The organism is Pseudomonas sp. RL_5y_Pfl2_69 (assembly GCF_963970465.1).
Lineage (GTDB): Bacteria > Pseudomonadota > Gammaproteobacteria > Pseudomonadales > Pseudomonadaceae > Aquipseudomonas.
Map to the genome: position 1 here is coordinate 20,827 of NZ_CAXAOU010000014.1, position 25,493 is coordinate 46,319.

Sequence of the window (25,493 nt, forward strand, 5' to 3'; positions counted from 1 at the left end):
CACCAAGCCCACCTTCGCGGCCCTTGATGGCTGCGTTGTGGCGCTCTACGCCCCAAGGAAATGCCCCATGAACCACGACGTCATCATCACCTGCGCACTCACCGGTGCCGGCGACACCAGCGGGCGCAGCCCTTTAGTGCCAGTCACGCCCAAACAAATTGCCGAAGCAGCCGTGGAAGCGGCCAAGGCCGGAGCCACGGTGGTGCATTGCCATGTACGTGATCCAAAGACCGGACAGTTCAGCCGCGATGTGGCGCTGTACCGCGAACTGATGGAACGCATCCGCGAGGCGGATATCGACATCATCGTCAACCTCACCGCCGGCATGGGCGGTGACTTGCATATCGGTCCCGGCGAGAACCCGATGGAGTTTGGCCCCCACACGGATCTGGTCGGGCCGCTGACCCGTCTGGCTCACGTCGAGGAGCTGCTGCCGGAAATCTGCACCCTGGATTGCGGCACCCTGAACTTTGGCGACGGCGACACGATTTACGTCTCCACTCCGGCGCAACTGCGGGCGGGCGCCAAGCGTATCCAGGAACTGGGCGTGAAAGCCGAACTGGAAATTTTCGACACCGGCCACCTGTGGTTCGCCAAACAGATGATCAAGGAAGGCTTGCTCGATGACCCGCTGTTTCAGCTGTGCCTGGGCATCCCGTGGGGGGCTCCGGCGGACACCACCAGCATGAAAGCCATGGTCGACAATTTGCCCGCCAACGCGGTGTGGGCCGGATTCGGGATTGGTCGCATGCAAATGCCGATGGCCGCGCAAGCGGTGCTGCTGGGCGGCAACGTGAGGGTCGGGCTGGAAGACAACTTGTGGCTGGATCGCGGGGTACTGGCCACTAACGGGCAACTGGTGGAACGCGCCACTGAAATCCTCAGTCGCCTGGGCGCCCGGGTGCTGAGCCCGGCAGAAGGTCGGGTGAAGATGGGTCTCACCTCCCGATAAGCCCATCGTCTTTGCGTTTTCCTACGGTTCAATTCAGGACACTTTCATGACGTTTATTACCGAGATCAAAACCTTCGCTGCCCTTGGCAGCGGTGTCATCGGCAGCGGCTGGGTCGCTCGCGCCCTTGCCCACGGACTTGACGTTGTCGCCTGGGACCCGGCCCCCGGCGCCGAAGCGGCCCTGCGCAAGCGCGTCGCCAAGGCCTGGCCGGCGCTGGAAAAAAGCGGCTTGGCCCAAGGCGCATCCCAAGACCGGCTGCGCTTTGTCAGCACCATCGAAGCGTGCGTGAGCGAGGCCGACTTCATTCAGGAAAGCGCCCCCGAGCGGCTCGATCTCAAACTGGATTTGCACCGCAGAATCAGCGCTGCGGCCAAACCCGATGCCTTGATTGGCTCCAGCACGTCGGGCCTGCTGCCCAGCGAGTTCTACGAAACCTCCACCCACCCGCAACGGTGTGTTGTCGGCCATCCGTTCAACCCGGTTTACCTGCTGCCATTGGTCGAAGTGGTCGGCGGGCAAAAAACCGCCCCCGAGGCCATTCAGGCGGCCATCAAGGTCTATCAATCCCTGGGCATGCGCCCCTTGCACGTGCGCAAGGAAGTGCCCGGCTTTATTGCCGACCGCCTGCTTGAAGCCTTGTGGCGCGAAGCGCTGCACCTGGTCAATGACGGGGTCGCCACCACCGGCGAGATTGACGACGCCATCCGCTTTGGCGCAGGTTTGCGCTGGTCGTTCATGGGCACCTTTTTGACCTATACCCTGGCGGGGGGCGATGCCGGGATGCGTCACTTCATGAATCAGTTCGGCCCGGCCCTGCAACTGCCCTGGACGTATTTGCCCGCCCCTGAGCTCAGCGAAAAACTGATCGACGACGTGGTCGAAGGCACCACTGAGCAACTGGGCAGCCACAGCATCGGCGCGCTGGAACGCTATCGTGATGACTGCCTGCTGGCCGTAATGGAAGCGGTTAACGCGACCAAACTCAAACATGGCATTGCCATCAACGATTGAACGAGGTTCAGCATGCCCGCGCTCACCACCTACAGCACCCCCATTCTTGAAGAATGGGTCGATTACAACGGCCATTTGCGCGACGCGTTTTACCTGCTGATTTTCAGCTACGCCACCGATGCCCTGATGGACCGCATGGGGCTCGACAGCCAGAACCGTGAAGCCAGCGGCCATTCACTGTTTACTCTGGAAGTGCACCTCAATTACCTGCACGAGGTGAAACTCGGGGCACAGGTTGAAGTGCGCACCCAACTCATCGGCCACGACAAAAAACGCCTGCATGTCTATCACAGCCTGCACCTGGCCGGTGACGAGAGAGCCCTGGCGGGCAATGAGCAAATGCTGTTGCATGTCGACCTGGCAGGCCCGCGTTCCGCGCCGTTTGGCGAACACACCCTGGCCTTGTTGCAGGCCATCGAGCACCAGCAACGTGATCTCCCGAAACCCGAGCATGTGGGGCGGGTGATTGCCTTGCCCTTGCCTTAAAACGACCTGTTCTTAGGCAGATCAGACATATCGCCAAACCGGCCTTGCCCACGGACCAAAGCCCTACCAGAATCAAACTTCAATCGCGCTTCATAAAAGGACAAAACCATGATGCACGCGGATTTGATAGATGAGCAGGACCTGCTGGGCCAACTGCGTGCCTTGGGGTTCGAGGTGTCGGGCAGTGCCGAACAGGCCTGCTCGGCGGCGGTATGCGGGCTGAATGAAACCAATGCCCGGGCCTTGAAGGGCATGGTCGAAAAGCTCTACACCGGCAGCGCAACGATTTTACCGGCGGTACGCCAGGCCATTGATCAGCAACTGTTGCCGGGGCTGATGGCGTTCAAGCAAAAGCAATTGCACTGAGCCGTACGCAAGCGGGCTTGCTCGTGATGCAGAAAATGCGGTCTGTGTGTTGAACCGCAGTGCCTGTATCGCGAGCAAGCCCGCTCCCACAACGGCTTGCTACAACCTCACACTGGCAAACGTCGATTCGTTACGCGCCTGATTCAAGGCGGACATCGGCCCGGCCAGCGGGGACAGCAACAGTGACTGCGGGATCTGCACAAGCGTGGTCTGCTGCGCCGTGTTGGAACCCACGCGCTCGTCCCGTGGCGGAATGCCGAAGTATTCGCGGTAGCACTTGGAGAAATGCGGCGTGGACACAAAGCCGCAGACAGCCGCCACTTCAATGATCGACATGGGGGTTTGCTTGAGCAACTGCCGCGCCCGCACCAACCTCAACTTGAGGTAGTAGCGCGACGGCGAGCAGTGCAGATACTTCTGAAACAGGCGCTCCAACTGGCGCCGCGAGACGGTGACGTACACCGCCAGCTCATCCAGGTCGATCGGCTCTTCGAGGTTGGCTTCCATCAGCGCGACAATTTCCTGCAACTTGGGCTGATTGGTGCCCAGCATGTGCTTGAGCGGCACGCGCTGGTGGTCCTGCTCGTTGCGAATGCGCTCATACACAAACATTTCCGAGATGGCGGCCGACAGTTCGCGACCATGATCACGGCTGATCAGGTGCAGCATCATGTCCAGTGGCGCAGTGCCCCCCGAGCTGGTGAAGCGGCTGCGGTCAAGGGTAAACAGGCGTGTGCTCATGACAACCCGCGGAAAGGCTTCCTGCATGGACGCCAGACACTCCCAATGCACGCTGCAATCAAAACCGTCGAGCAAGCCCGCATACGCCAACGCCCAGCTGCCGGTACAGACGGCGCCCAGACGGCGCGACTGGCGCGCCTGGCTTTGCAGCCATGACACGTGCTCGCGGGTCACGGTGCGTTGAATGCCGATACCGCCGCACACGATCACCATGTCCAGTGCCGGTGCCTTGTGCATGCTGGCGTCGGGGGTCACTTGCAGACCATCACTGGCCCATACCTGGCTGCCATCCGCGCTGAGGGTGCTCCAGCGATACAACTCACGGCCCGACAACTGGTTGGCCATACGCAAGGGTTCTATCGCGGACGCCAGGGAAATGAGCGTGAAATTGTCCAGCAGCAGAAAGCCGATGGATTGAGGCGTACGGTTCTGGGGTTGGACCCCGGAGTTGAACGACGTCATCGCGATATCTCCTCACACAAAGCGGGTGATGGCCCCAGGCGCGGGCTCTTGTTTTTGCCCTCGTTGAACGGGGCTTTTAGATGGCAACGCAAATGCCATGCCTAAACTTGGATGGGTATTCAATAAAGTCTGAAAACGACGTCGCAAAGGGTCTAGGCAGGTCCTGCCAAAACTACGGCCCAGCAGGGCTGCACGGGTGTGATCCAGCGCTGTTGAGCACATTGGTATCACTTGTGGGAAGGGGGCAGAAACAGGGCGGTAATCAAATGTCACGAAAAGTACGAGTGCGCCAAAAAAGGTCGGCGTGCGCTGAAACAGCGCTGGCAGGTGTGCCTCTTCTGTGGGAGCGGGTTTACTCGCGATGGCGTCCAGGCCAACCGTGTCGCCTGCATCGCGAGCAAGCCCGCTCCCACAAGGGTTTTCAGCATTCCACCGCACTGACCGCCAGGCCACCCCGTGAAGTTTCCTTGTATTTGTCGTGCATGTCGGCGCCGGTGTCGCGCATGGTCCGGATCACTCGGTCCAGGGAGATAAAGTGCTGCCCGTCACCGCGCAAGGCCATTTGCGCCGCGTTGATCGCCTTGACCGCCGCAATGGCGTTGCGCTCGATACACGGCACCTGCACCAGCCCGCCCACCGGATCGCAGGTCAAACCCAGGTTGTGTTCCAGGCCAATTTCAGCCGCGTTGCACAGTTGTTCAGGGCTCGCTCCGAGGATTTGCGCCAGCCCCGCAGCCGCCATCGCGCAGGCCGATCCGACCTCGCCCTGACATCCCACTTCGGCTCCGGAAATCGACGCATTCTTTTTGCACAGAATGCCGATCGCCGCCGCGCTCAACAGGTAGTCGACCACATGGGCTTCACTGACTTCATCGCTGAATTTCATAAAGTAGTGCAGCACCGCCGGGATGATCCCCGCTGCACCGTTGGTGGGTGCGGTCACCATGCGCCCGCCCGCCGCATTCTCTTCGTTGACCGCCAGTGCAAACAGGTTGACCCACTCCATCGCGCTCAGGGTTGAACCGATCACATTGGGTTTGCCCAACTCCTGCAGACTGCGGTGCAGGCGGGCAGCGCGACGGCGCACATTCAGGCCGCCGGGCAGGATGCCTTCGTGTTTCAAACCCTGCTCAACGCAGTCCTGCATGGCGCGCCAAAGCTTGATCAGGCCACAACGAATTTCGTCCTCGCTGCGCCATGTGCGTTCGTTGGCCATCATCAATGCCGCCACGCTCAGATGGTGCTTGCGGCACAAGTCGAGCAACTCGACGGCAGAATTGAAATCGTAGGGCAGTTCGGTGCGGTCCATGTCCAGCACACCGCTTGCCGCTTGCGCAGCGTCCACCACAAAACCGCCGCCCACCGAGTAGTAAGTGTCGCGGTGCAGTTCACCGGCTTCGGTTTCTGCGACCAGGGTCATGGCGTTGGGATGGAACGGCAGGTTTTCGTCGATCAGGCGCATGTCTTGCGACCACACGAACGGGATCGGCATGTACCCATCCAGCAGCAGCGTCTGGCTGTGATGAAGCTGGGCAATGCGCGGGGCTATCTGCGCCGGATCAATTGCATCGGGCCACTCACCCATCAGGCCCATGATCACCGCGCTGTCACTGCCGTGGCCAATGCCGGTGGCCGACAGCGAGCCATAGAGCTGCACTTCGATGCGATGTACCTGCTGCAGTTGGTCCCGTTCGCGCAAACCCTGCACAAACAGCGCAGCAGCCCGCATCGGGCCTACGGTGTGGGAGCTTGAGGGACCGATACCGATCTTGAACAGGTCAAATACGCTGATAGCCATGAGCACGAACCTTAAGGGTGTGTGCCCGCATCATGGGGTGTTTGCGATCTGCAAAAACGTCCAGCTACGACTCACCTTTGCCTGCCAGCGCCCCCGACGTTTTATACGGTGCAGAGGCATGAAAAAAGCGGTTTTTACTCATGAAACGTCTATATACGACCTCCCAAGTATCAGATACGACCCTGCCTGTACTGGATGCGACGCCCCCTGTAGGCGTTTGATTTTCGCTGTTACATGATCAGTCCTGACTCGATTGCAAGATGCGCTGGCAACACCCCTGCCGTGCATCACCCAACCGCAACTGATACGTGCGGCTTTCGATCGAAAACCGCATCCCAGACACACAGGAGTCGTTCCATGAAACATTCCTCATCGTTGTTGTTGGCTGCATTGCTGAGTCTGCCCGTCATCACCCAGGCAGCAGAACCGGAGCAATGCAGCACGGTCAACTTCTCGGATGTCGGCTGGACCGACATCACCGTCACCACCGCAGTCACCAGCGAAGTGCTCAAGGCCCTTGGCTACAAAACCAAAACCACCATGATTTCAGTACCGGTCACGTACAAGTCGCTCGCCGATGGCAAGAACATGGACGTGTTCCTGGGCAACTGGATGCCGACCATGGAAAACGACATCAAGGCTTACCGCGAGGCGGGCACCGTCGAGACCGTGCGTGCCAACCTGGAGAACGCCAAATACACCCTCGCTGTCCCCCAGGCTCTCTATGACAAGGGCCTCAAGGACTTCTCGGATATAACCAAATTCAAGAAGGAACTGGACGGCAAGATCTATGGCATCGAGCCGGGCAACGATGGCAATCGCATGATCCAGACCATGATCGACAAGAACGCGTTCGGCTTGAAAGACGCGGGCTTCAAGGTCGTGGAATCCAGCGAAGCCGGGATGTTGTCGCAGGTCGATCGCGCCCAGCGCCGTGGCACTGAAGTGGTGTTCCTGGGATGGGAACCCCATCCGATGAACACCCGTTTCAAAATGAAATACCTCACCGGCGGCGATGACTTCTTCGGCCCCAACTATGGCCAGGCGACCATCTATACCAACACCCGCAAGGGCTACAGCGAAGAGTGCAGCAACGTCGGTCAACTGCTGAAAAATCTTGTGTTCACCCTCGACATGGAAAGCACCCTGATGGGCAAGGTCCTGGACGACAAGATCAAACCGGACGTGGCCGCCAGGGCCTGGCTCAAACAGAACCCGCAAGTGCTCCAAACCTGGCTCGCAGGTGTAACCACGATTGATGGCAAACCGGGTCTTGCAGCCGTTCAAGCCAGCCTCGCGAAGTAATCGCGGGCGCCAGGCGGCCAACCCCGCCTGGCTCCGTTTTAATCCCCCTGCATGCGGACGTTCACTACCATGCTGATTGATCAAAAAATTCCTCTGGGCGAGTACATCGCAAGCTTCGTCGACTGGCTGACCAAAAACGGTGCCAGCACCTTCGATGCCATTGCGCTGACACTTGAAACGATGATCCACGGCGTGACGTTTGCGCTGACCTGGTTCAACCCTTTCGTGTTCATCGGCCTGATCGCCTTGTTTGCCCACTTTATTCAACGTAAATGGGGGCTCACTGTTTTCGTGGCGATGTCGTTTCTGCTGATCCTGAACCTGGGTTATTGGCAAGAAACGATGGAAACCCTGGCCCAGGTGCTGTTCGCGACCTTCGTGTGCGTGATCATCGGCGTGCCGCTGGGGATTCTCGCCGCCCACAAGCCGATGTTTTATACCTTCATGCGCCCGGTACTGGACTTGATGCAGACCGTACCTACCTTCGTTTACCTGATCCCGACCCTGACCCTGTTTGGCCTGGGTGTGGTGCCGGGGCTGATCTCCACGGTGGTGTTTGCGATTGCAGCGCCCATCCGCCTGACGTACCTGGGCATTCGCGACGTGCCCCATGAACTGCTGGATGCCGGCAAGGCGTTTGGCTGCTCACGCCGCCAGTTGCTCACACGCATTGAACTGCCCCACGCCATGCCGAGCATCGCCGCCGGGATTACCCAATGCATCATGCTGTCGCTGTCGATGGTGGTGATCGCTGCCCTGGTAGGCGCCGATGGCCTGGGCAAACCGGTGGTCAACGCACTCAATACCGCCGACATTGCGCTGGGCTTTGAAGCAGGGCTGGCGATTGTGCTGCTGGCAATCATGCTCGACCGGATCTGCAAACAGCCGGAAGCCAAGACAGGAGCCGACGCATGAGTATTATTCGTTTTGATAATGTGGACGTCATCTTCGCCAAAGACCCCCGTGAGGCACTCAGCCTGCTGGATCAAGGCCTTTCGCGGGATCAGATCCTGAAAAAGACCGGGCAGATTGTGGGCGTCGAAAAGGCCAGCCTGGATATCGACAAAGGCGAAATCTGTGTGCTGATGGGCTTGTCCGGCTCGGGCAAGTCCAGCCTGTTGCGCTGCATCAACGGACTCAATACGGTCAGCCGTGGCCAGTTGTATGTGGAGCACGAAGGCAAGCAGATCGACATTGCTTCATGTACCCCCGCCGAACTGAAAATGATGCGCACCAAGCGCATCGCCATGGTGTTTCAGAAGTTCGCCCTGATGCCCTGGCTGACAGTGCGCGAGAACATCAGCTTCGGCCTGGAGATGCAGGGCCGCCCCGAGAAAGAACGACGTACCCTGGTGGATGAAAAGCTGGAGCTGGTGGGTCTGACCCAATGGCGCAACAAAAAGCCCGATGAGTTGAGCGGCGGCATGCAGCAACGGGTTGGCCTGGCGCGAGCATTGGCAATGGATGCCGATATTCTGCTGATGGACGAACCCTTTTCAGCCCTCGACCCGTTGATCCGCCAAGGCCTGCAAGATGAGCTGCTGGAGCTGCAGCACAAGCTGAACAAGACCATTGTGTTTGTCAGCCATGACCTTGACGAAGCGCTCAAGCTGGGCAGCCGCATTGCGATCATGAAAGACGGCAAGATCGTGCAGTACAGCAAGCCCGAAGAGATCGTACTCAACCCTGCCGACGACTATGTGCGCACCTTCGTCGCCCACACCAACCCGTTGAACGTTCTGTGCGGGCGCAGCCTGATGCGCACGCTGGACAACTGCAAACGCATCAACGGCTCGGTGTGCATCGATCCGGGGGATGACTCGTGGATTGATCTGGCGGAAGGCAACACCATCAAGGGTGTGCGTCAGGGCGCCGGTGCCGTGGAGCTGCAGCGCTGGAGCAGCGGGCAGGCGGTGGAAGGTCTGGGCCGGGGGCCGACCCTGGTGGATTCGGGAATTGGCATGCGCGACGCGCTGCAAATCCGCTACCAGACGGGCAACAAACTGGTGCTGCACGACAACCAGAAAGTGGTGGGGATACTGGGCGATACCGAGTTGTATCACGCGTTGTTGGGCAAGAACCTGGGCTGACGCGCACTCATCCTGTGGGAGCGGGCTTGCTCGCGATGCAGTCAACGGGGCGTATCAGGTACACCCCGTTGATGCTATCGCGAGCAAGCCCGCTCCCACACGCGGTTTAGCTGTACACCCTGCCAAGGAGTTGGCGATGGCTTTCAAACTGATCGAGCACGTCACGACCGATTTGCTCTTGGGTGAAGCCCATCAGGTCGTACTCCTGGTTGCCGTTGTGCAAATACACCTCGGCCCGGTAATAACGACTGCGCACCTCATCCTGTTCGGATTCGCTCGGTGCGGCCAGATAGCCGTCCAGGCTGACTTCGTAGACAAACGGGTTGCCCTCTTCCATCTCCACCCGCACGCCCATGCAACGCTTGGCACTGCCCAGCAGGGTTTGCACCTCCAGGCCCCGACTGCGCAGCTGTTCTGCCGCATCTTCCAGGGCCGGGGTCACGTGTTTGTCCATGAAGCGCTGCACCACCGCCTGGGTCGGTTGCAGGTCCTGGGCAGTCAAACGCTCGCTGAAACCACGACGACCACGGGCGGCCAACTCGGCTTGTTCCTGCTCAACCAGGGTGTCCTGGCGCATCGCTTTGTGCAGGCCAAACATAAACAGGACCAATACCACCGAAAACGGCAGACCGGCCAGCACCACCATGGTTTGCATGGCCGCAAAGTTACCGGCGAACAACAGGCCGATGGTCACCAGAGTGATCACCGCAGACCAGAAGATACGCAGCCAGTGCGGCGCGTCTTCATCCACATCGCCGCCTTTGCACGACAGGTTGGCCATCATCACCGCGCCGGAATCCGCCGGGGTCAGGAACAGCACAAAGCCCACAAAGATCGACACGCCGATGACGATTTTCGACGCCGGGTAATGCTCAAGCAGTTGGTAAATAGCCATCGACGGCTGTTCAAGCGCCGTTTTCCCCAACTCCACCGCACCGTGGTTAACCACCAGGTCCAGTGCCGAGTTACCGAAGATCGACAGCCAGGCCAGGGTGAAGCCCAGCGGAATCAACAACACGCCCGCCACCAGTTCACGCACGGTACGACCACGGGAAATACGCGCGATGAACATCCCTACGAATGGTGCCCAGGAAATCCACCACGCCCAGTAGAACAGGGTCCACAGACCCAGCCAGCCCTCGGTTTTCTTGCTGTCGCCTTCATACACGTACAGGTCGAAGGTTTTCATGACGATACCGTTGAGGTAGTCACCGGTGTTTTGCACAAAGCCGTTGAGCAGGTGCAGGGTGGGGCCGAACAACAACACGAAAATCAGCAAGCCGCTGAACAACACGATGTTCAGGTTGGACAACCGGCGGATGCCGTTTTCAACGCCAGAGACAGCGGCGATGGTGGCCACGGTGCTCATCACGATGATCACGATCAGCAGGTTGGTATTGCTGTGTTCCATGCCGAACAGGTTCTCAAGCCCGGACGACACCTGCATCGAGCCAATGCCCAGGTTGGTCACCAGCCCCAGCAGGGTTACGAACATGCCGAAGCCGTCCACCGCATGGCCAGCAGCACCTTTGACCCAACGCTCGCCCATCAACGGATACAGCGCCGAACGCAGCGCCAGCGGCTGGTTGTGACGGTAGGCAAAATACGCCACGGCCAGGCCGACCAGCGCGTAAATCGCCCAGCCGTGCAGGCCCCAGTGCAGGAAGGTCAGTTGCAACGCCTGACGCGCGGCTTCGTGGCTGCCCGACACGCCTTCAGGCGGGTTGAAGTAGTGATCCAGCGGCTCGGAAGCGCCGAAATAGAGCAAGGAAATACCGATACCGGACGAAAACAACATCCCGGCCCAGGCGCCATAGCTGAAATCCGGGGTGTCTTGCTTGGTGCCCAGCTTCAGTTTGCCGTAGGACGAAAACGCCAGACCGACCACGAAGATCAGGTAAGCGGCGATCACCACCATGTAATACCAACCGAAGCTGCGCGACAGCCATTCCTGGGCAACACCCAGAATACGACCCGCTTCTTCGGGGGCAATGATCAAGATGGCAGTCAACAACAATATCAAGGCAGTGGAGGTGTAAAACACCCAACCATTGACCGTCACCTTTTGCGGCGGGGTCTTTATAAGAGAGGCAGAACTCATTGCACGGGTGCTCCAGGCAGTGCGAGACAAGGACTTAAGGCAACGCACCACTCGACCAAAGGGTTGGATTACGACCAACGGTCGAGTGATATAAAGACACCGCTAAAAAACCGGACCCGCCCAGACCGCGTTCAGAACCTGTGTGCGTCCCCTTGAAATCAAGGGCTGCCCCGCGTGGTCTGGTGCGTTATGCCTGTTTGGACCTCCTGTCAGCGCCTGCGAAAGCCAGCTTCTGCCTAGGTTCCATGGGAATTTACCGTGTCGTTTTGCGCCATTCATGCGTAGGGAAACGACATAAATCGCGACGATTTGTCGCAGAGCTTATTCTTTGTTGATTGAACGTTCAATCAAAACAAAATAGACTGGCTGTCGTTCAGTGATGCTTATGCACTGCTCGCCGGCCCAAGGAGATTTGCGAAATGCCCAAGGTCGGTATGCAACCCATACGCCGCCAGCAGTTGATCGAAGCCACGTTGACGGCGGTCGATCAGGTCGGGATGGCAGATGCCAGCATTGCGCTGATTGCCCGTCTGGCCGGTGTGTCGAACGGCATCATCAGTCACTACTTCAAAGACAAGAACGGTCTGATTGCCGCCACCATGCGGTACTTGATGAACGTCTTGATCGACAACGTCACCGAGCGCCGCCTGGCGTTAAGCGATGACAGCCCACGGGCTCATCTGCAGGTGATTGTTGAAGGCAACTTCGACGCCAGCCAGGTCAGTGGCCCGGCAATGAAAACCTGGCTGGCCTTTTGGGCCGCCAGCATGCACCAGCCGTCGTTGCACAGATTGCAGCGGATCAACGATCACCGCTTGTATTCCAATCTGTGCTGCCAGTTTCGCCGCGTACTGCCGCAGGCCCAGGCCCGCAATGCAGCACGGGGCCTGGCAGCTCTCATCGATGGTCTATGGTTGCGGGGTGCCCTGTCGGGAGACGCGTTCGACACCGAACAGGCACAACGCATCTGCTACGAATACATGGATCTACAACTGGCGAAACAGGTGAGTTAGGCCCCAATAAATGCTTAACCCCTGAACTGTCGTGAGTTTGAGTTGCCCCAATCAGATGGCACCCGGCTCACGATCAACGCCAACCACTTATGCACTTGCGAGGATTTTATGGCCCGTTTCGAACTGCAAAAACTCTACATCGACGGCGGCTACACCGACGCCGGTAGCGACGCTACTTTCGATGCCATCAACCCGGCTAACGGCGAAGTCCTCGCTCAAGTGCAACGCGCAACCAAAGAAGACGTCGAGCGCGCGGTTGTCAGCGCTGAAAAGGGCCAGAAAATCTGGGCCGCCATGACGTCCATGGAGCGTTCGCGCATCCTGCGTCGCGCCGTTGAAATCCTGCGCGAGCGCAACGATGAACTGGCCGCCCTGGAAACCCTGGACACCGGCAAGTCGTACTCCGAAACCCGTTACGTCGACATCGTGACCGGTGCCGATGTACTCGAATACTATGCAGGCCTTGCACCCGCCATTGAAGGCGAGCAAATCCCGCTGCGCACCACCTCTTTCGTTTACACCCGCCGCGAGCCGCTGGGCGTTGTAGCCGGTATCGGCGCGTGGAACTACCCGATCCAGATCGCCCTGTGGAAAGCCGCACCGGCACTGGCTGCCGGTAACGCGATGATCTTCAAGCCAAGCGAAGTCACCTCCCTGACGACCCTCAAGCTGGCCGAGGTCTTCACCCAGGCGGGCCTGCCGGATGGCGTGTTCAACGTACTGACCGGCAGTGGCCGTGAAGTCGGTACCTGGCTGACCGAGCACCCGCGCATCGAAAAAATCTCGTTCACTGGCGGCACCGACACCGGCAAGAAAGTCACCGCCAGCGCCACCAGCTCGTCCTTGAAAGATGTGACCATGGAACTGGGCGGCAAGTCGCCCCTGATCATTTTCGACGACGCCGACCTGGATCGCGCCGCAGATACCGCGATGATGGCCAACTTCTACAGCTCGGGTCAGGTGTGCACCAACGGCACTCGCGTGTTTATCCCGACGGCCATGAAGGCTGCGTTTGAAGCCAAGATCCTGGAGCGCGTTGCGCGCATCCGCATCGGCAACCCGGAAGACGAAAACACCAACTTCGGCCCGCTGGTCAGCTTTGCTCACATGGAAAGTGTGCTGGGCTACATTGCCAAGGGCAAAGAAGAAGGCGCCCGCGTCCTGTGCGGCGGCGAACGTCTGACCCAGGGCGACCTGGCCAAGGGCGCATTCGTGGCACCTACCGTGTTCACCGACTGCACCGACGAGATGACCATCGTCAAAGAAGAAATCTTCGGCCCGGTGATGAGCATCCTCACCTACGACACCGAAGAAGAAGTGATCCGCCGCGCCAACGACACCGAGTTCGGTCTGGCTGCGGGCGTCGTGACCCGGGACCTGAACCGCGCCCACCGCGTCATCCATCAACTGGAAGCGGGTATTTGCTGGATCAACGCCTGGGGCGAGTCCGACGCAAAAATGCCGGTAGGCGGCTACAAGCAATCGGGCATTGGCCGTGAAAACGGCATCAGCTCGCTGGCTCAGTACACCCGGATCAAATCGGTACAGGTAGAGCTGGGCGACTACGTCTCGGTGTTCTAAACCCAACTGGCAGCCGATTACCTGTAGTCGCTGCCGCAGGCTGCGATGAAGTCCGTGAAGGCTTCGGGAAAACGGGTTGCTGAGCAACCCTTCGCAGCCTTCGGCAGCGACTACAGGCTTGTTTATTTCAAAGAGGGTGCATTTTATGTCCCAAGAATTCGATTACATCATCATTGGTGCCGGCTCTGCCGGTAACACCCTGGCGACCCGTCTGACTGAAGACCAAGGCGTCACCGTGCTGCTGCTTGAAGCGGGCGGCCCGGACTACCGTTTCGACTTCCGTACCCAGATGCCGGCCGCCCTGGCATTCCCGCTGCAGGGTCGTCGCTACAACTGGGCCTTCGAAACCGATCCAGAGCCACACATGGACAATCGCCGCATGGAATGTGGCCGTGGCAAGGGTCTGGGCGGTTCGTCCCTGATCAACGGCATGTGCTACATCCGTGGCAACGCGATGGACTACGACGGCTGGGCAAAACTGCCAGGCCTCGAAGACTGGGATTACCTGAACTGCCTGCCGTACTTCCGTAAAGCCGAAACCCGCGACATCGGCCCCAACGATTACCACGGTGGCGATGGCCCGGTCAGCGTGACCACGCCCAAAGCCGGGAACAACGTGTTGTTCCACGCCATGGTTGAAGCAGGCGTACAGGCCGGCTACCCGCGTACCGAAGACCTGAACGGCTATCAGCAGGAAGGTTTTGGCCCGATGGACCGCACCGTGACGCCTAACGGTCGTCGCGCCAGTACCGCCCGTGGCTACCTGGACACCGCCAAGCAGCGCTCGACGCTGACCATCGTGACCCACGCCCTGACCGACAAGATCGTTTTTGAAGGCAAGCGCGCCGTTGGCGTTTCCTACATGGTCGGCGACAGCGACACCCGCATCCAGGCCAAGGCCCGTAAAGAAGTGCTGCTGTGCAGCGGCGCAATCGGTTCGCCAACCGTGCTGCAACGCTCCGGCGTCGGCCCGGCCGAACTGCTCAACAGCCTCGATATTCCGGTCGTTCACGACCTGCCGGGCGTTGGCCAGAACCTGCAGGATCACCTTGAGCTGTACCTGCAGTACGCCTGCACCCAGCCAGTTTCGCTGTACCCGTCGCTCTTGTGGTGGAACCAGCCGGCCATTGGCGCCGAGTGGATGTTCCTGGGCAAAGGCATTGGTGCCAGCAACCAGTTCGAAGCCGGTGGTTTTATCCGCACCCGCGAAGAATTCGAATGGCCGAACATTCAGTACCACTTCCTGCCGGTAGCGATTAACTACAACGGCAGCAATGGCGTAAAAGAACACGGTTTCCAGGCGCACATGGGCTCCATGCGTTCGCCAAGCCGTGGCCGGATCAACGTGAAGTCCAAGGACCCGCGTGAGTACCCGAGCATCCTGTTCAACTACATGGCAGCCGAGCAAGACTGGCAGGAATTCCGTGACGGCATCCGCCTGACCCGCGAAATCATGCAGCAGCCTGCGCTGGATGCGTACCGTGGCCGAGAAATCAGCCCTGGTATCGACAAGCAGACCGACGAAGAGCTGGATACCTTTATCCGCGAACACGCCGAGACTGCATTCCACCCGTCCTGCTCGTGCAAGATGGGCACCGACGAGATGGCCGTGGTAGACGCCGAAGGCCGCGTGCATGGGATGCAGAGTCTGCGTGTGGTCGATGCGTCGATCATGCCGCTGATCACGACTGGCAACCTCAACGCACCGACGATCATGATTGCCGAGAAAATCGCCGACAAGATCCGTGGTCGCCAGCCGTTGCCGCGCAGCACTGCCGACTACTACGTGGCAGGCGATGCACCGGTTCGCGGCAAGCCGCTGCGTGAAGTCAGCCGTACCGCGCAGTAAGCACACCACCCTGTAGTCGCTGCCGCAGGCTGCGAAAAGGGCCGAAGGACCTTCGCTTTTGAAATGAGCGAACCCTTCGGGCCCGATCGCAGCCTTCGGCAGCGACTACAGGTTTGTCGCCGTGTTTGATTTCATCTCCCCCCCGCTTGCCCCCGGCCTCAACGCAGGCCTACTCTGTTGCCTCGTTTCGCTCCCCTATTCCAAACCTCGATACGTTTCCCGTTTTTCGGAGGTCAGTGCATGTTCGATTTTTACCCTCAGCTCAAGCAACGCTTTGGCGCGTTGCGCACCCGGGCCGAGTTCTTTTCGCTGCGTTATGTGCGCGAGTCCGGGCAATACCTGTCGGTACGCAAGAACGTCGCAGAACCCCCTTCATTCAATCACGATCAGGGCGCGATGCTCACGGTGCGGCTCAAGGGTGTCGAAGCCTACGCCGCCACCAATGACCTGTCGCAAGCCGGTTTGCAGGCAGCTCTGGAACGTGCCGAGGCACAGGTTCAACTGATTGCTGCCCACGCCCTGCTCGATCTGAGCCAGGAGCCGGTGTCCCACGAACGCGCTGACTACTACTCGCCCCATCTCGATCAAGCATTCCCGTCACTCAACGAATGCTTTGAACTGTTGGGCGCTGAGTCGGCTGCCGTCCCCAAGGACGAGCGGCTGGTCAGCTGGGACGTTTCGCTGGGCCTCAATCACGTCGAGCAGATCTATCTCAACAGCGCTGGCGCCGAGTTGCGCCGGGCACAACGTTTTGTCTACCCGGGCATCAGCGTCACCGCCTATGACGGCAACGACAGCCAGACCCGCAGCCTGGGCCGCGAAAACTTCGGTCAGCAAGGTGGCGCCGACGTGATCAGCCGCTGCGGGTTGATCGGAGCCGCGCCAAAGGTCGCCGACCAGGCCCTGCAATTGCTGCTGGCACCCAATGCCCCAAGCGGCAAACGCGACCTGCTGCTGATGCCCGACCAGATGATCCTGCAAATCCACGAATCCATCGGCCACCCGCTGGAACTGGACCGCATCCTCGGTGACGAGCGCAATTACGCAGGCACCAGCTTCGTCAAGGCCAGCGACTTTGGCAGCCTGCAGTACGGTTCCAAACTGCTGAACGTCACCTTCGACCCTGACATTCCCGAGCAGTTGGCCAGCTACAGCTTCGACGATGACGGCACACCGGCCCACAAGGAGTTCCTGATCCGCGAAGGCCTGCTGCTGCGGCCTTTGGGCGGTGCGCTGTCGCAGTTCCGGTCGGGCCTTGATGGCGTGGCCAACAGCCGCGCCTGCGGCTGGAACCGCCCTCCGATCGACCGCATGGCCAACCTCAATATCGAACCTGGCGACCAGTCGATGGCCCAACTGATTGGCGGCATTGAACACGGCATCCTGATGGCCACTAACCGTTCCTGGTCGATTGACGATGCGCGCAACAAGTTCCAGTTCGGTTGCGAGTGGGGCCAGTTGATCGAGAACGGCGAACTCAAGGGCGTGGTGAAAAACCCCAACTACCGGGGTATTTCCGATCAGTTCTGGCGCAACCTCAGCGCCGTGGGTGACGCCAGTACCTTCAAGGTGCTGGGCACGCCGAACTGCGGCAAGGGCGAACCCAATCAGGTGATTCGCGTGGGGCATGCGTCACCCGCGTGCGTGTTCAATCAAATTGATGTGTTTGGAGGCGATGCCTGATGAGTACCCCATTGAGTCAGGCCGAGCAGTTCAAGGCGTTGGTCGAATGGCTGGGCAAGGCCATTCGACCGCCAGAGCAGTTCACCCTGGGCTACGACGCCGAAGCCTCGGAGTTCATCCGTTTCAACAAGGGCAAGGTGCGCCAGGCCGGGCGTGTGCAGCAGGCCAGCCTGAGCCTGAAACTGATCAACGACGGTCGCCACGGGGATATCCGCCTTACCCTGGCCGGTGAGCCGGATGTCGACAAACAGCGCCTGGCCGATGCGGTGCAACAACTGCGTGACACCTTGCCGTTGTTGCCCGCCGACCCTTATTTATTGCTGAACCCCCAGCCTTGGCACAGTCATGAGGTGCAGGACCATCCACTGCCGGACACCGCTCGGGTGCTGGATGAAATCCGCCGTGCGTGCGAAGGCGTCGATCTGGTGGGGTTTTATGCCTGCGGCCCGATCAGCTATGGCTACGCCAGTTCCGAAGGTGCGTTTGGCTGGCATCAGGCCAACAGTTTCAACTTCGACTGGAGCCTCTTCCACAGCAACGGCCAAGCGGTGAAAGCCAGCTACGCCGGGGCCGATTGGGACAGCGAACGTTTCGCCCAGCGCATGCAACTGGCCCGTGAGCAACTGAGCTTTCTGGATCGCCCGCTCCATGCCCTGGCACCCGGCGAGTACAGGGCCTACCTGGCCCCGGCGGCGCTGGAAGAAGTGATGAGCATGTTGTGCTGGGGCGGTTTTTCGGCACAGGCGCTGGCCAGCAAATCCAGCCCATTGCAGCGACTGTACGGCGGTGATGCGCAACTGAGCCCCCTGGTGTCATTTGACGAGCAGGTCAGCCAGTCCCTGAGCCCGGCGTTTTCCGGCGAAGGGTATCCGCGCCAGGACTTGTCCCTGGTCAAGCACGGCAAGGCCAACCAGCAACTGGTGGGTTCGCGCAGTGCTGCCGAATATGGCCTTGAGGTCAACGGCGCGCCACAGGGCGAGGCGCCGAGCGCACTGGCGATGGCGGCGGGTACGCTGGAGCAGGCCGATATTCTCAAGCAATTGGGCACCGGGTTGTACATCAGCAACCTGTGGTACTTGAACTACTCGGACCAACCGGCCGCGCGCCTGACCGGCATGACCCGTTTTGCCACCTTCTGGGTCGAAAACGGCGAGATAAAGGCCCCGGTCAACACCATGCGTTTTGATGACAGCGTCTATAGTCTGCTGGGCTCGCAGTTGGAGGCACTGACGGCAGATCGTGAGTTGTTGCTGTCGGCCAGCACCTACGACCAGCGCCAGACTGCGTCGAATCTGCTGCCGGGAGCGTTGGTCAAGAAGCTCACGCTGACGCTGTAACCCTGTGGGAGCGGGCTTGCTCGCGATAGCATCACTGCGGTGCCCAGATGCAACGGGGCGCCGCATCGCGAGCAAGCCCGCTCCCACAGGATCTCCATCTCCAATCGCCATAAAAAAGAGGTCTTATGCCCGTACGCCCGGTTCTGAGTCCTGAAACCCTGCGCTGGTTGCCGTGGGTTGTGGCCATCGCGTTTTTCATGCAGTCGCTCGACGGCACCATCCTCAATACCGCCCTGCCCGACATGGCCAGGGACTTGAAAGAAAACCCGCTGCGCATGCAAGGCGTGATCGTTGCCTACATGCTTACCGTGGCCCTGCTGATCCCTGCCTCGGGCTGGATTGCCGACCGCTTCGGCACCAAGAAAATCTTCTTCAGCGCCATTCTGCTGTTCAGTTTCGGCTCGTTGCTTTGTGCGCTGTCCAACACTCTCAACGAGCTGATTGGCGCACGGATCATCCAGGGCCTGGGCGGTGCGCTGATGCTGCCCATCGGACGGCTGGTGGTGCTCAAGGCTTACCCGCGCTCGGAGTTGGTGCGGATCATGGGGTTTATCACCATCCCGGGCCTGCTCGGTCCATTGATCGGCCCCACGATGGGCGGCTGGATGGTGCAGTACCTGAGCTGGCACTGGATTTTCCTGATCAATCTGCCGGTGGGCGTTCTGGGCTGCTGGGCAGTCTGGCACTTCATTCCGGACCTGCGCGGCAGCGAGCGCACCCGCTTCGACGGGTTGGGTTTCGTGCTGTTTGGCGCCGCGATGATATTTATCACCATTGCGATGGAGGGGCTGGGCGAGTTGCACATGCCGCACTTGCGCGTGATGTTGCTGCTCTTCGCCGGGATGGCGTGCCTGGCGGCCTACTGGTTGCGGGCGGGCAATATCAGCAACCCGCTGTTCTCGCCGGCACTGTTCAAAACCAAAACCTTTGCGGTGGGCATTCTGGGCAACCTGTTTGCTCGCCTGGGAAGCGGTGCGCTGCCGTTCCTGGTGCCGTTGCTGCTGCAAGTGGCGCTGGGCTACTCGCCGTCACAAGCCGGGATGAGCATGCTGCCACTGGCCGCAGCCGCCATGCTGGCCAAGTGGATAGCCCGACCGCTGATCGAGCGCGTGGGGTATCGCACGGTACTCACGGCCAACACCTTTGCCCTGGGCCTGATGCTGGCCAGCATGGGCCTGGTCACCGAACACACGCCCTACCCGCTGTTGCTGTCAATGCTGGCCGTTTTGGGGGCGATCAACTCGTTGCAGTTCACCGCGATGAATACCGTCACCCTGATCGACCTCGATGACGCCAGCGCCAGCAGCGGCAACAGTTTGCTGTCGGTGGTGGCGCAATTGTCCTTGAGCCTGGGCGTGGCCTGCGCCGGGGCATTGCTCGGCGGCTTCACTGGCGATGGCGGCAGCGACGGGGTGGACACGGTGCTCGGGGCGTTCCAGCTGACCTTCCTCACAGTCGGGATTATGGCGATGCTGGCGGCGGCTATTTTCCTGCAACTGTCACCGCAGGACGGCCGCAAACCCAAGGCCAACTCGGAGCATGACCTGGAACATTAAGCGACTTTTTAATCAGAACTGGATGACATCTCGTCCAGAATGTTCAGGCAAAGGGCATGGGACTGGTACACTGCGCGACATTTTGTTTTGCAGGCCAGTCCCGTGACCACCATTGCCACCGCTTTTAACACTCTGCCTCTGTCCGCCGCCATGCTGGCTAACCTCGACTCCCTCGGTTATGCCCAGATGACGCCGATTCAGGCGCAGAGCTTGCCGGTGATCCTCAAAGGCATGGACCTGATCGCTCAGGCCAAGACCGGCAGTGGCAAAACTGCCGCCTTCGGCATCGGCCTGCTGAACCCGATCAACCCGCGCTTCTTCGGCTGCCAGGCCCTCGTGATCTGCCCGACCCGCGAACTGGCTGACCAGGTTGCCAAGGAAATCCGCCGTCTGGCCCGCGCCGAAGACAACATCAAAGTGCTGACCCTGTGTGGCGGCGTGTCTTTCGGTCCGCAAATCGGCTCGCTGGAGCACGGTGCGCACATCATCGTCGGCACGCCGGGCCGCATTCAGCAGCACTTGCGCAAAGGCTCGCTGGTACTGGACGGTCTGAACACTCTGGTACTGGACGAAGCGGACCGCATGCTGGACATGGGTTTCTACGATGCCATCGAAGACATCATTGTAAAAACCCCGGAGCGTCGCCAGACCCTGCTGTTCTCGGCCACCTACCCGGCCGGTATCAAGCAACTGTCGTCCAAGTTCATGCGCAACCCTCAGCAAGTAAAAGCCGAGGCGCTGCACACTGACAGCCAGATCGAACAACGCTTCTACGAAATCTCCCCTGAAGAGCGCATGAGCGCTGTGACCAAGGTGCTGGGCCATTTCCGCCCGCAATCTTGCGTAGCGTTCTGCTTCACCAAGCAGCAGGTTCAGGAAACCGTTGATCACCTGACGTCCAAAGGCATTTCGGCTGTTGGCCTGCATGGCGATCTGGAACAGCGCGACCGTGACCAGGTGCTGGCGATGTTTGCCAACCGCTCGACTTCAGTACTGGTTGCCACCGACGTAGCGGCCCGTGGTCTGGACATCGACGCGCTGGACATGGTGCTCAACGTTGAGCTGGCCCGTGATTCGGAAATCCACATTCACCGTGTTGGCCGTACCGGCCGCGCTGGCGAAAAAGGGGTTGCGATCAGCCTGGTTGCCCCGTCCGAAGCGCACCGCGCCCAGGCCATCGAGCAGCTGCAGAAAGCCCCGCTGAACTGGGAAACCCTGGACACCCTGACCTCCCAGGGCGGCGCACCGTTGCTACCGGCCATGAGCACGCTGGTGATCGGTGCCGGTCGTAAAGACAAGGTTCGTCCGGGCGATATCCTCGGTGCCCTGACGGGTGACGCGGGCATCCCGGGTGCCCAGGTTGGCAAGATCGCGATCTTTGACTTCCAGGCCTACGTGGCCGTTGACCGCACCGTGGCCAAACAGGCTGCCCAGCGCTTGAGCGAAGGCAAAATCAAAGGCCGCGTATTGCGCGTTCGGGTTTTGTAAGCGATCGCCTGAACACTGGCGATCACATGTGGGAGCGGGCTTGCCCGCGATGCAAACAACTCGGTTCAGCTGAATCACCGGGGTGCTGCAATCGCGAGCAAGCCCGCTCCCACATTAGGTTTGGATTGACTATAAATTTTGTGAGGACACCGCTTTGCGCTCTACCGACGTTGTGATTATTGGCGCTGGCGCCGCTGGTTTGATGTGCGCGCTGACCGCTGCCGGTCGCGGGCGAAAGGTCATGCTCATCGACCACGCCAACAAGGCGGGCAAAAAGATCCTGATGTCGGGCGGTGGCCGCTGCAACTTCACCAACATGTACACCGAACCCAACAATTTCCTGTCGCAGAACCCGCACTTCTGCAAGTCGGCCCTGGCCCGCTACACCCAGTGGGACTTTATCGAGATGGTCGCCAAACACGGCGTGCCCTATCACGAGAAAAAACTCGGCCAACTGTTCTGCGATAACAAATCCAGCGACATCCTGGAAATGCTCCTCGATGAGTGCCAAAAAGCAGGCGTCAGCCTGCACCTGGACACCTCGGTCGAGCAGATCGAAAAAACCGACAACGGTTACAGCCTCAACACAACGTTGGGGCCGATTGATTGCCTGTCGCTGGTGGTCGCCACCGGCGGCCTGTCGATCCCGACGCTCGGTGCCACCGGCTTCGGCTATCAAATCGCCAGGCAATTTGGCCACACCTTGCTGCCCACCCGCGCGGGCCTGGTGCCGTTCACCATCACCGACCAGCTCAAAGAGATCTGTACCGAACTCTCGGGCACGTCAGTCGACTGCCTGGTGAGCTGCAACGATCAGAGCTTCCGGGAAAATATCCTGTTCACCCATCGGGGCTTGAGCGGACCGGCGATTTTGCAGATTTCGTCGTTCTGGAATACCGGCGACACGGTTGAAATCAACCTGCTGCCCGACCTCGACGCGCTGAGCTGGTTGCAAACCCAGCAGGCCGAACGCCCCAACAGCGAACTGAAAACCCTGCTCGGTGAGCTTTTCACCAAGAAGATGGCCAACCTGTTGGCCGAGCACTGGTTCGAGTCCAAGCCCATGAAGCAGTACACCCCGGGTGAACTGGCGCACGTGGCTGACAAACTGGCGAGCTGGAAAGTGATACCGGCTGGCACCGAAGGCTACCGCACCGCTGAAGTGACCCTGGGCGGGGTTGATACCCGCGAAGTGTCTTCCAAGACCATGGAGTCGCTGAAAAGCCCCGGCCTGTACTTTGTGGGTGAAGTGCTGGATGTGAGCGGCCACCTGGGCGGCTTCAACTTTCAGTGGGCGTGGGCTTCGGGGTATGCGGCGGCGCAGTACGTTTAACGCCAGGCGGCATTAAAAATATTTCGTGTTCGATGTGACAGTGCCATTGCGCTGTCGTCTTAACTGGCTCAAGTTAGCGAATCACGAGCCAGGCACCGCCACTCCATGTCATCGAAAAGCTTTCAGCATTCCCTGCGCCGCTTGTGGGCGCTGGACAAGTTCAGTTACAGCGTGCGGGTGTTTGTCGCCCTGACCGGCAGCATGGCTTTTTGCTGGTATCAGGATGAAATGTCGCTGCTGATCCCGCTGTTCCTGGGGATTATCGCCAGCGCGCTGTCCGAGACTGATGACAGTTGGCAAGGCCGACTGAACGCTTTGCTGGTAACGCTGGTGTGCTTCACCGCCTCGGCACTCAGTGTCGAACTGCTCTTCCCCTATCCCTGGCTGATGGTCTGCGCGCTTGCCCTGGCCAGCTTCGGCCTGACCATGCTCGGTGCACTGGGCGAGCGCTACGGGGCGATTGCTTCGGCCACACTGATTCTGGCCGTGTACACCATGATTGGCGTCGACCAACGGGGTGGCGAAGTCACAAATTTCTGGCATGAACCCTTGCTGCTGGTGGCGGGCGCGGCCTGGTACGGGATGCTGTCAGTACTGTGGCAGGCGCTGTTTTCCAATCAACCGGTACAGCAAAGCCTGGCGCGGTTGTTCTGGGAGCTGGGCCTGTACCTGAAGATTAAATCGTCGCTGTTCGAGCCGATCCGCAAGCTGGATGTCGAAGCCGGCCGACTGGAACTGGCGCGGCAAAACGGACGTGTGGTGGCCGCGCTCAACACCGCCAAAGAGATCATTCTGCACCGGGTCGGCAACTCCCGGCCGGGCTCCAAGCTCAGCCGCTACCTCAAGCTGTACTTCCTGGCGCAGGACATCCACGAACGCGCCAGCTCCTCGCACTACCCCTACAACGCCCTGGCCGAAGCCTTCTTCCACAGTGACGTGATGTTCCGCTGCCAACGCCTGCTGCGCCAGCAAGGCGTGGCCTGTCAGCGCCTGTCGGAGTCGATCAAGCTGCGCCAGCCGTTTGTCTACGACGACAGCTTTGCCGAAGCGCTGAGCGACTTGCACGCCTCCCTCGAACACTTGCGCATCCAGAGCAACCCGGCCTGGCGCGGACTGTTGCGTTCACTGCGGGCGCTGGCCGCCAACCTGGGCACCCTCGACCGTTTGTTGAGCGACGCCAGTAACCCCGACAACCTGGCAGATGCCACCGACAGCAGCCTGCTGGACCGTTCGCCACGCAACCTCAAGGACGTGTGGTCGCGCCTGCGTCAGCACCTCACACCCACGTCGCTGATCTTTCGCCACGCCTTGCGCCTGCCTTTGGCACTGAGCATCGGTTTTGCGATGGTGCACTGGATTCACCCGAGCCAGGGTTACTGGATCATCCTCACCACGCTGTTCGTGTGTCAGCCAAGTTACGGCGCCACCCGACGCAAATTCAGCCAGCGCATTATCGGCACGGCCATCGGCCTGGCCGTGGGCTGGGCGCTGTTCGATCTGTTCCCCAACCCGCTGGTGCAGTCGATGTTTGCAGTGGTGGCCGGTGTGGTGTTCTTTATCAACCGCACCACGCGCTACACCTTGAGCACCGCAGCCATCACCCTGATGATCCTGTTTTGCTTCAACCAGGTGGGCGACGGCTACGGGCTGTTCCTGCCGCGACTGTTCGATACCCTGGTGGGCAGCGTGATTGCGGCGGCAGCGGTATTCCTGTTCTTGCCGGACTGGCAGGGCCGACGCCTGAATCAGGTACTGGCCAATACCTTGAGCTGCAACAGCCAGTATCTGCGCCAGATCATGCAGCAGTACGCCCAGGGCAAAAGCGACAACCTCGCCTATCGCCTTGCGCGGCGTAACGCCCATAACGCCGATGCGGCGCTGTCGACCACACTGGCCAATATGCTGATGGAACCGGGGCACTTCCGTAAGGATGCCGACATGGGCTTCCGCTTTCTGGTGCTGTCCCACACCTTGCTCAGCTATTTGTCAGGACTGGGCGCTCACCGTGACACCGAGCTGCCCGGTGAAGTGCGGGAACAGTTGATCGAGGGCGCCGGACGCAGGATTGCCGACAGCATTGACCAGATCGCACAGGATCTGGCCTCCAAACAGGCGGTGGCGGTACAAAGTGATGATGAAGAAGCACTGGCCAGCGAGCTTGAGCAAATGCCCGACGAGATCGATGAAAACCAGCGTCTGGTGCAAACCCAACTGGCGTTGATTTGCCGTCAGCTCGGGCCGCTGCGCACCCTGGCCGCACATTTGGTCAAGGCACCTTAGAACTTGGCGCGAGTACACATCGCGCCTACTATCGGGTCATACACTCACCAAGAAGGACGC

Annotated in this window: 19 protein-coding genes; 16 read left to right on the plus strand and 3 right to left on the minus strand. The window is 60.0% G+C overall.

Annotated features, from left to right (window positions below; genetic code table 11):
- Positions 1 to 67: 67 nt before the first annotated feature.
- The 4 genes from AACY07_RS20695 to AACY07_RS20710 all read left to right on the plus strand — a co-directional run bounded on the left by AACY07_RS20695 (position 68) and on the right by AACY07_RS20710 (position 2,816).
- Positions 68 to 952 carry a 3-keto-5-aminohexanoate cleavage protein gene (locus AACY07_RS20695; RefSeq protein ID WP_326398598.1) on the plus strand — a complete coding sequence of 295 codons (885 nt, stop codon included), beginning with the start codon at positions 68 to 70 and terminating at the stop codon, positions 950 to 952.
- Positions 953 to 998: 46 nt separating this feature from the next.
- Entirely contained in the window at positions 999 to 1,964 is a 966-nt protein-coding gene (locus AACY07_RS20700) for an L-carnitine dehydrogenase (RefSeq protein WP_339477214.1), read from the plus strand.
- 12 nt (positions 1,965 to 1,976) lie between these two features.
- Positions 1,977 to 2,450 carry a thioesterase family protein gene (locus AACY07_RS20705; protein WP_339477216.1) on the plus strand — a complete coding sequence of 158 codons (474 nt, stop codon included), beginning with the start codon at positions 1,977 to 1,979 and terminating at the stop codon, positions 2,448 to 2,450.
- A gap of 108 nt (positions 2,451 to 2,558) precedes the next feature.
- Positions 2,559 to 2,816: a hypothetical protein gene (locus tag AACY07_RS20710; RefSeq protein WP_133075226.1), complete on the plus strand. Its 258-nt coding sequence runs from the start codon at positions 2,559 to 2,561 to the stop codon at positions 2,814 to 2,816.
- A 99-nt stretch (positions 2,817 to 2,915) separates the two neighbouring features.
- On the opposite strand, the gene AACY07_RS20715 is transcribed toward AACY07_RS20710, so the two are convergent.
- A complete protein-coding gene (locus tag AACY07_RS20715; RefSeq protein WP_133075225.1) occupies positions 2,916 to 4,019 on the minus strand; it encodes a GlxA family transcriptional regulator in 1,104 nt (367 codons plus the stop codon).
- Between the two features lie 421 nt (positions 4,020 to 4,440).
- The gene (locus AACY07_RS20720) at positions 4,441 to 5,817 is read right to left on the minus strand and encodes an L-serine ammonia-lyase (RefSeq protein ID WP_133075224.1); all 1,377 of its coding nucleotides are present in this window, start codon (positions 5,815 to 5,817) and stop codon (positions 4,441 to 4,443) included.
- 357 nt (positions 5,818 to 6,174) lie between these two features.
- Between AACY07_RS20720 and AACY07_RS20725 the strand changes: the two genes are divergently transcribed.
- From AACY07_RS20725 to choV, 3 genes are all read left to right on the plus strand, one after another.
- Positions 6,175 to 7,122 (plus strand): choline ABC transporter substrate-binding protein, encoded by a 948-nt coding sequence (locus AACY07_RS20725; RefSeq protein ID WP_133075223.1) that lies wholly within the window; start codon positions 6,175 to 6,177, stop codon positions 7,120 to 7,122.
- Between the two features lie 69 nt (positions 7,123 to 7,191).
- Complete coding sequence (gene choW, locus AACY07_RS20730) at positions 7,192 to 8,037, plus strand: choline ABC transporter permease subunit (RefSeq protein ID WP_133075222.1); 846 nt, start codon at positions 7,192 to 7,194, stop codon at positions 8,035 to 8,037.
- Positions 8,034 to 9,212: a choline ABC transporter ATP-binding protein gene (choV, locus tag AACY07_RS20735; RefSeq protein WP_133075221.1), complete on the plus strand. Its 1,179-nt coding sequence runs from the start codon at positions 8,034 to 8,036 to the stop codon at positions 9,210 to 9,212. Before choW ends, choV begins: the two co-directional genes overlap by 4 nt.
- 106 nt (positions 9,213 to 9,318) lie before the next feature.
- On the opposite strand, the gene AACY07_RS20740 is transcribed toward choV, so the two are convergent.
- Positions 9,319 to 11,256 carry a BCCT family transporter gene (locus AACY07_RS20740; RefSeq protein WP_326399150.1) on the minus strand — a complete coding sequence of 646 codons (1,938 nt, stop codon included), beginning with the start codon at positions 11,254 to 11,256 and terminating at the stop codon, positions 9,319 to 9,321.
- Positions 11,257 to 11,732: 476 nt separating this feature from the next.
- Between AACY07_RS20740 and betI the strand changes: the two genes are divergently transcribed.
- From betI to yccS, 9 genes are all read left to right on the plus strand, one after another.
- Positions 11,733 to 12,326: a transcriptional regulator BetI gene (betI, locus tag AACY07_RS20745; RefSeq protein WP_339477222.1), complete on the plus strand. Its 594-nt coding sequence runs from the start codon at positions 11,733 to 11,735 to the stop codon at positions 12,324 to 12,326.
- Between the two features lie 108 nt (positions 12,327 to 12,434).
- Entirely contained in the window at positions 12,435 to 13,907 is a 1,473-nt protein-coding gene (gene betB, locus AACY07_RS20750) for a betaine-aldehyde dehydrogenase (protein ID WP_339477224.1), read from the plus strand.
- Positions 13,908 to 14,052: 145 nt separating this feature from the next.
- Positions 14,053 to 15,756, plus strand: a complete 1,704-nt coding sequence (gene betA, locus AACY07_RS20755) for a choline dehydrogenase (protein WP_339477226.1) — start codon at positions 14,053 to 14,055, stop codon at positions 15,754 to 15,756.
- A gap of 240 nt (positions 15,757 to 15,996) precedes the next feature.
- Entirely contained in the window at positions 15,997 to 17,439 is a 1,443-nt protein-coding gene (locus tag AACY07_RS20760; RefSeq protein WP_339477229.1) for a TldD/PmbA family protein, read from the plus strand.
- Entirely contained in the window at positions 17,439 to 18,776 is a 1,338-nt protein-coding gene (locus AACY07_RS20765) for a TldD/PmbA family protein (protein WP_339477232.1), read from the plus strand. Before AACY07_RS20760 ends, AACY07_RS20765 begins: the two co-directional genes overlap by 1 nt.
- Before the next feature lie 125 nt (positions 18,777 to 18,901).
- Positions 18,902 to 20,332, plus strand: a complete 1,431-nt coding sequence (gene mdtD, locus AACY07_RS20770) for a multidrug transporter subunit MdtD (RefSeq protein WP_339477235.1) — start codon at positions 18,902 to 18,904, stop codon at positions 20,330 to 20,332.
- A 150-nt stretch (positions 20,333 to 20,482) separates the two neighbouring features.
- Positions 20,483 to 21,820 (plus strand): ATP-dependent RNA helicase DbpA, encoded by a 1,338-nt coding sequence (gene dbpA, locus AACY07_RS20775; protein WP_241486165.1) that lies wholly within the window; start codon positions 20,483 to 20,485, stop codon positions 21,818 to 21,820.
- Positions 21,821 to 21,974: 154 nt separating this feature from the next.
- A complete protein-coding gene (locus tag AACY07_RS20780) occupies positions 21,975 to 23,153 on the plus strand; it encodes an NAD(P)/FAD-dependent oxidoreductase (protein WP_339477238.1) in 1,179 nt (392 codons plus the stop codon).
- Between the two features lie 105 nt (positions 23,154 to 23,258).
- Entirely contained in the window at positions 23,259 to 25,433 is a 2,175-nt protein-coding gene (gene yccS / locus AACY07_RS20785) for a YccS family putative transporter (RefSeq protein ID WP_133075213.1), read from the plus strand.
- Positions 25,434 to 25,493 lie beyond the last annotated feature (60 nt).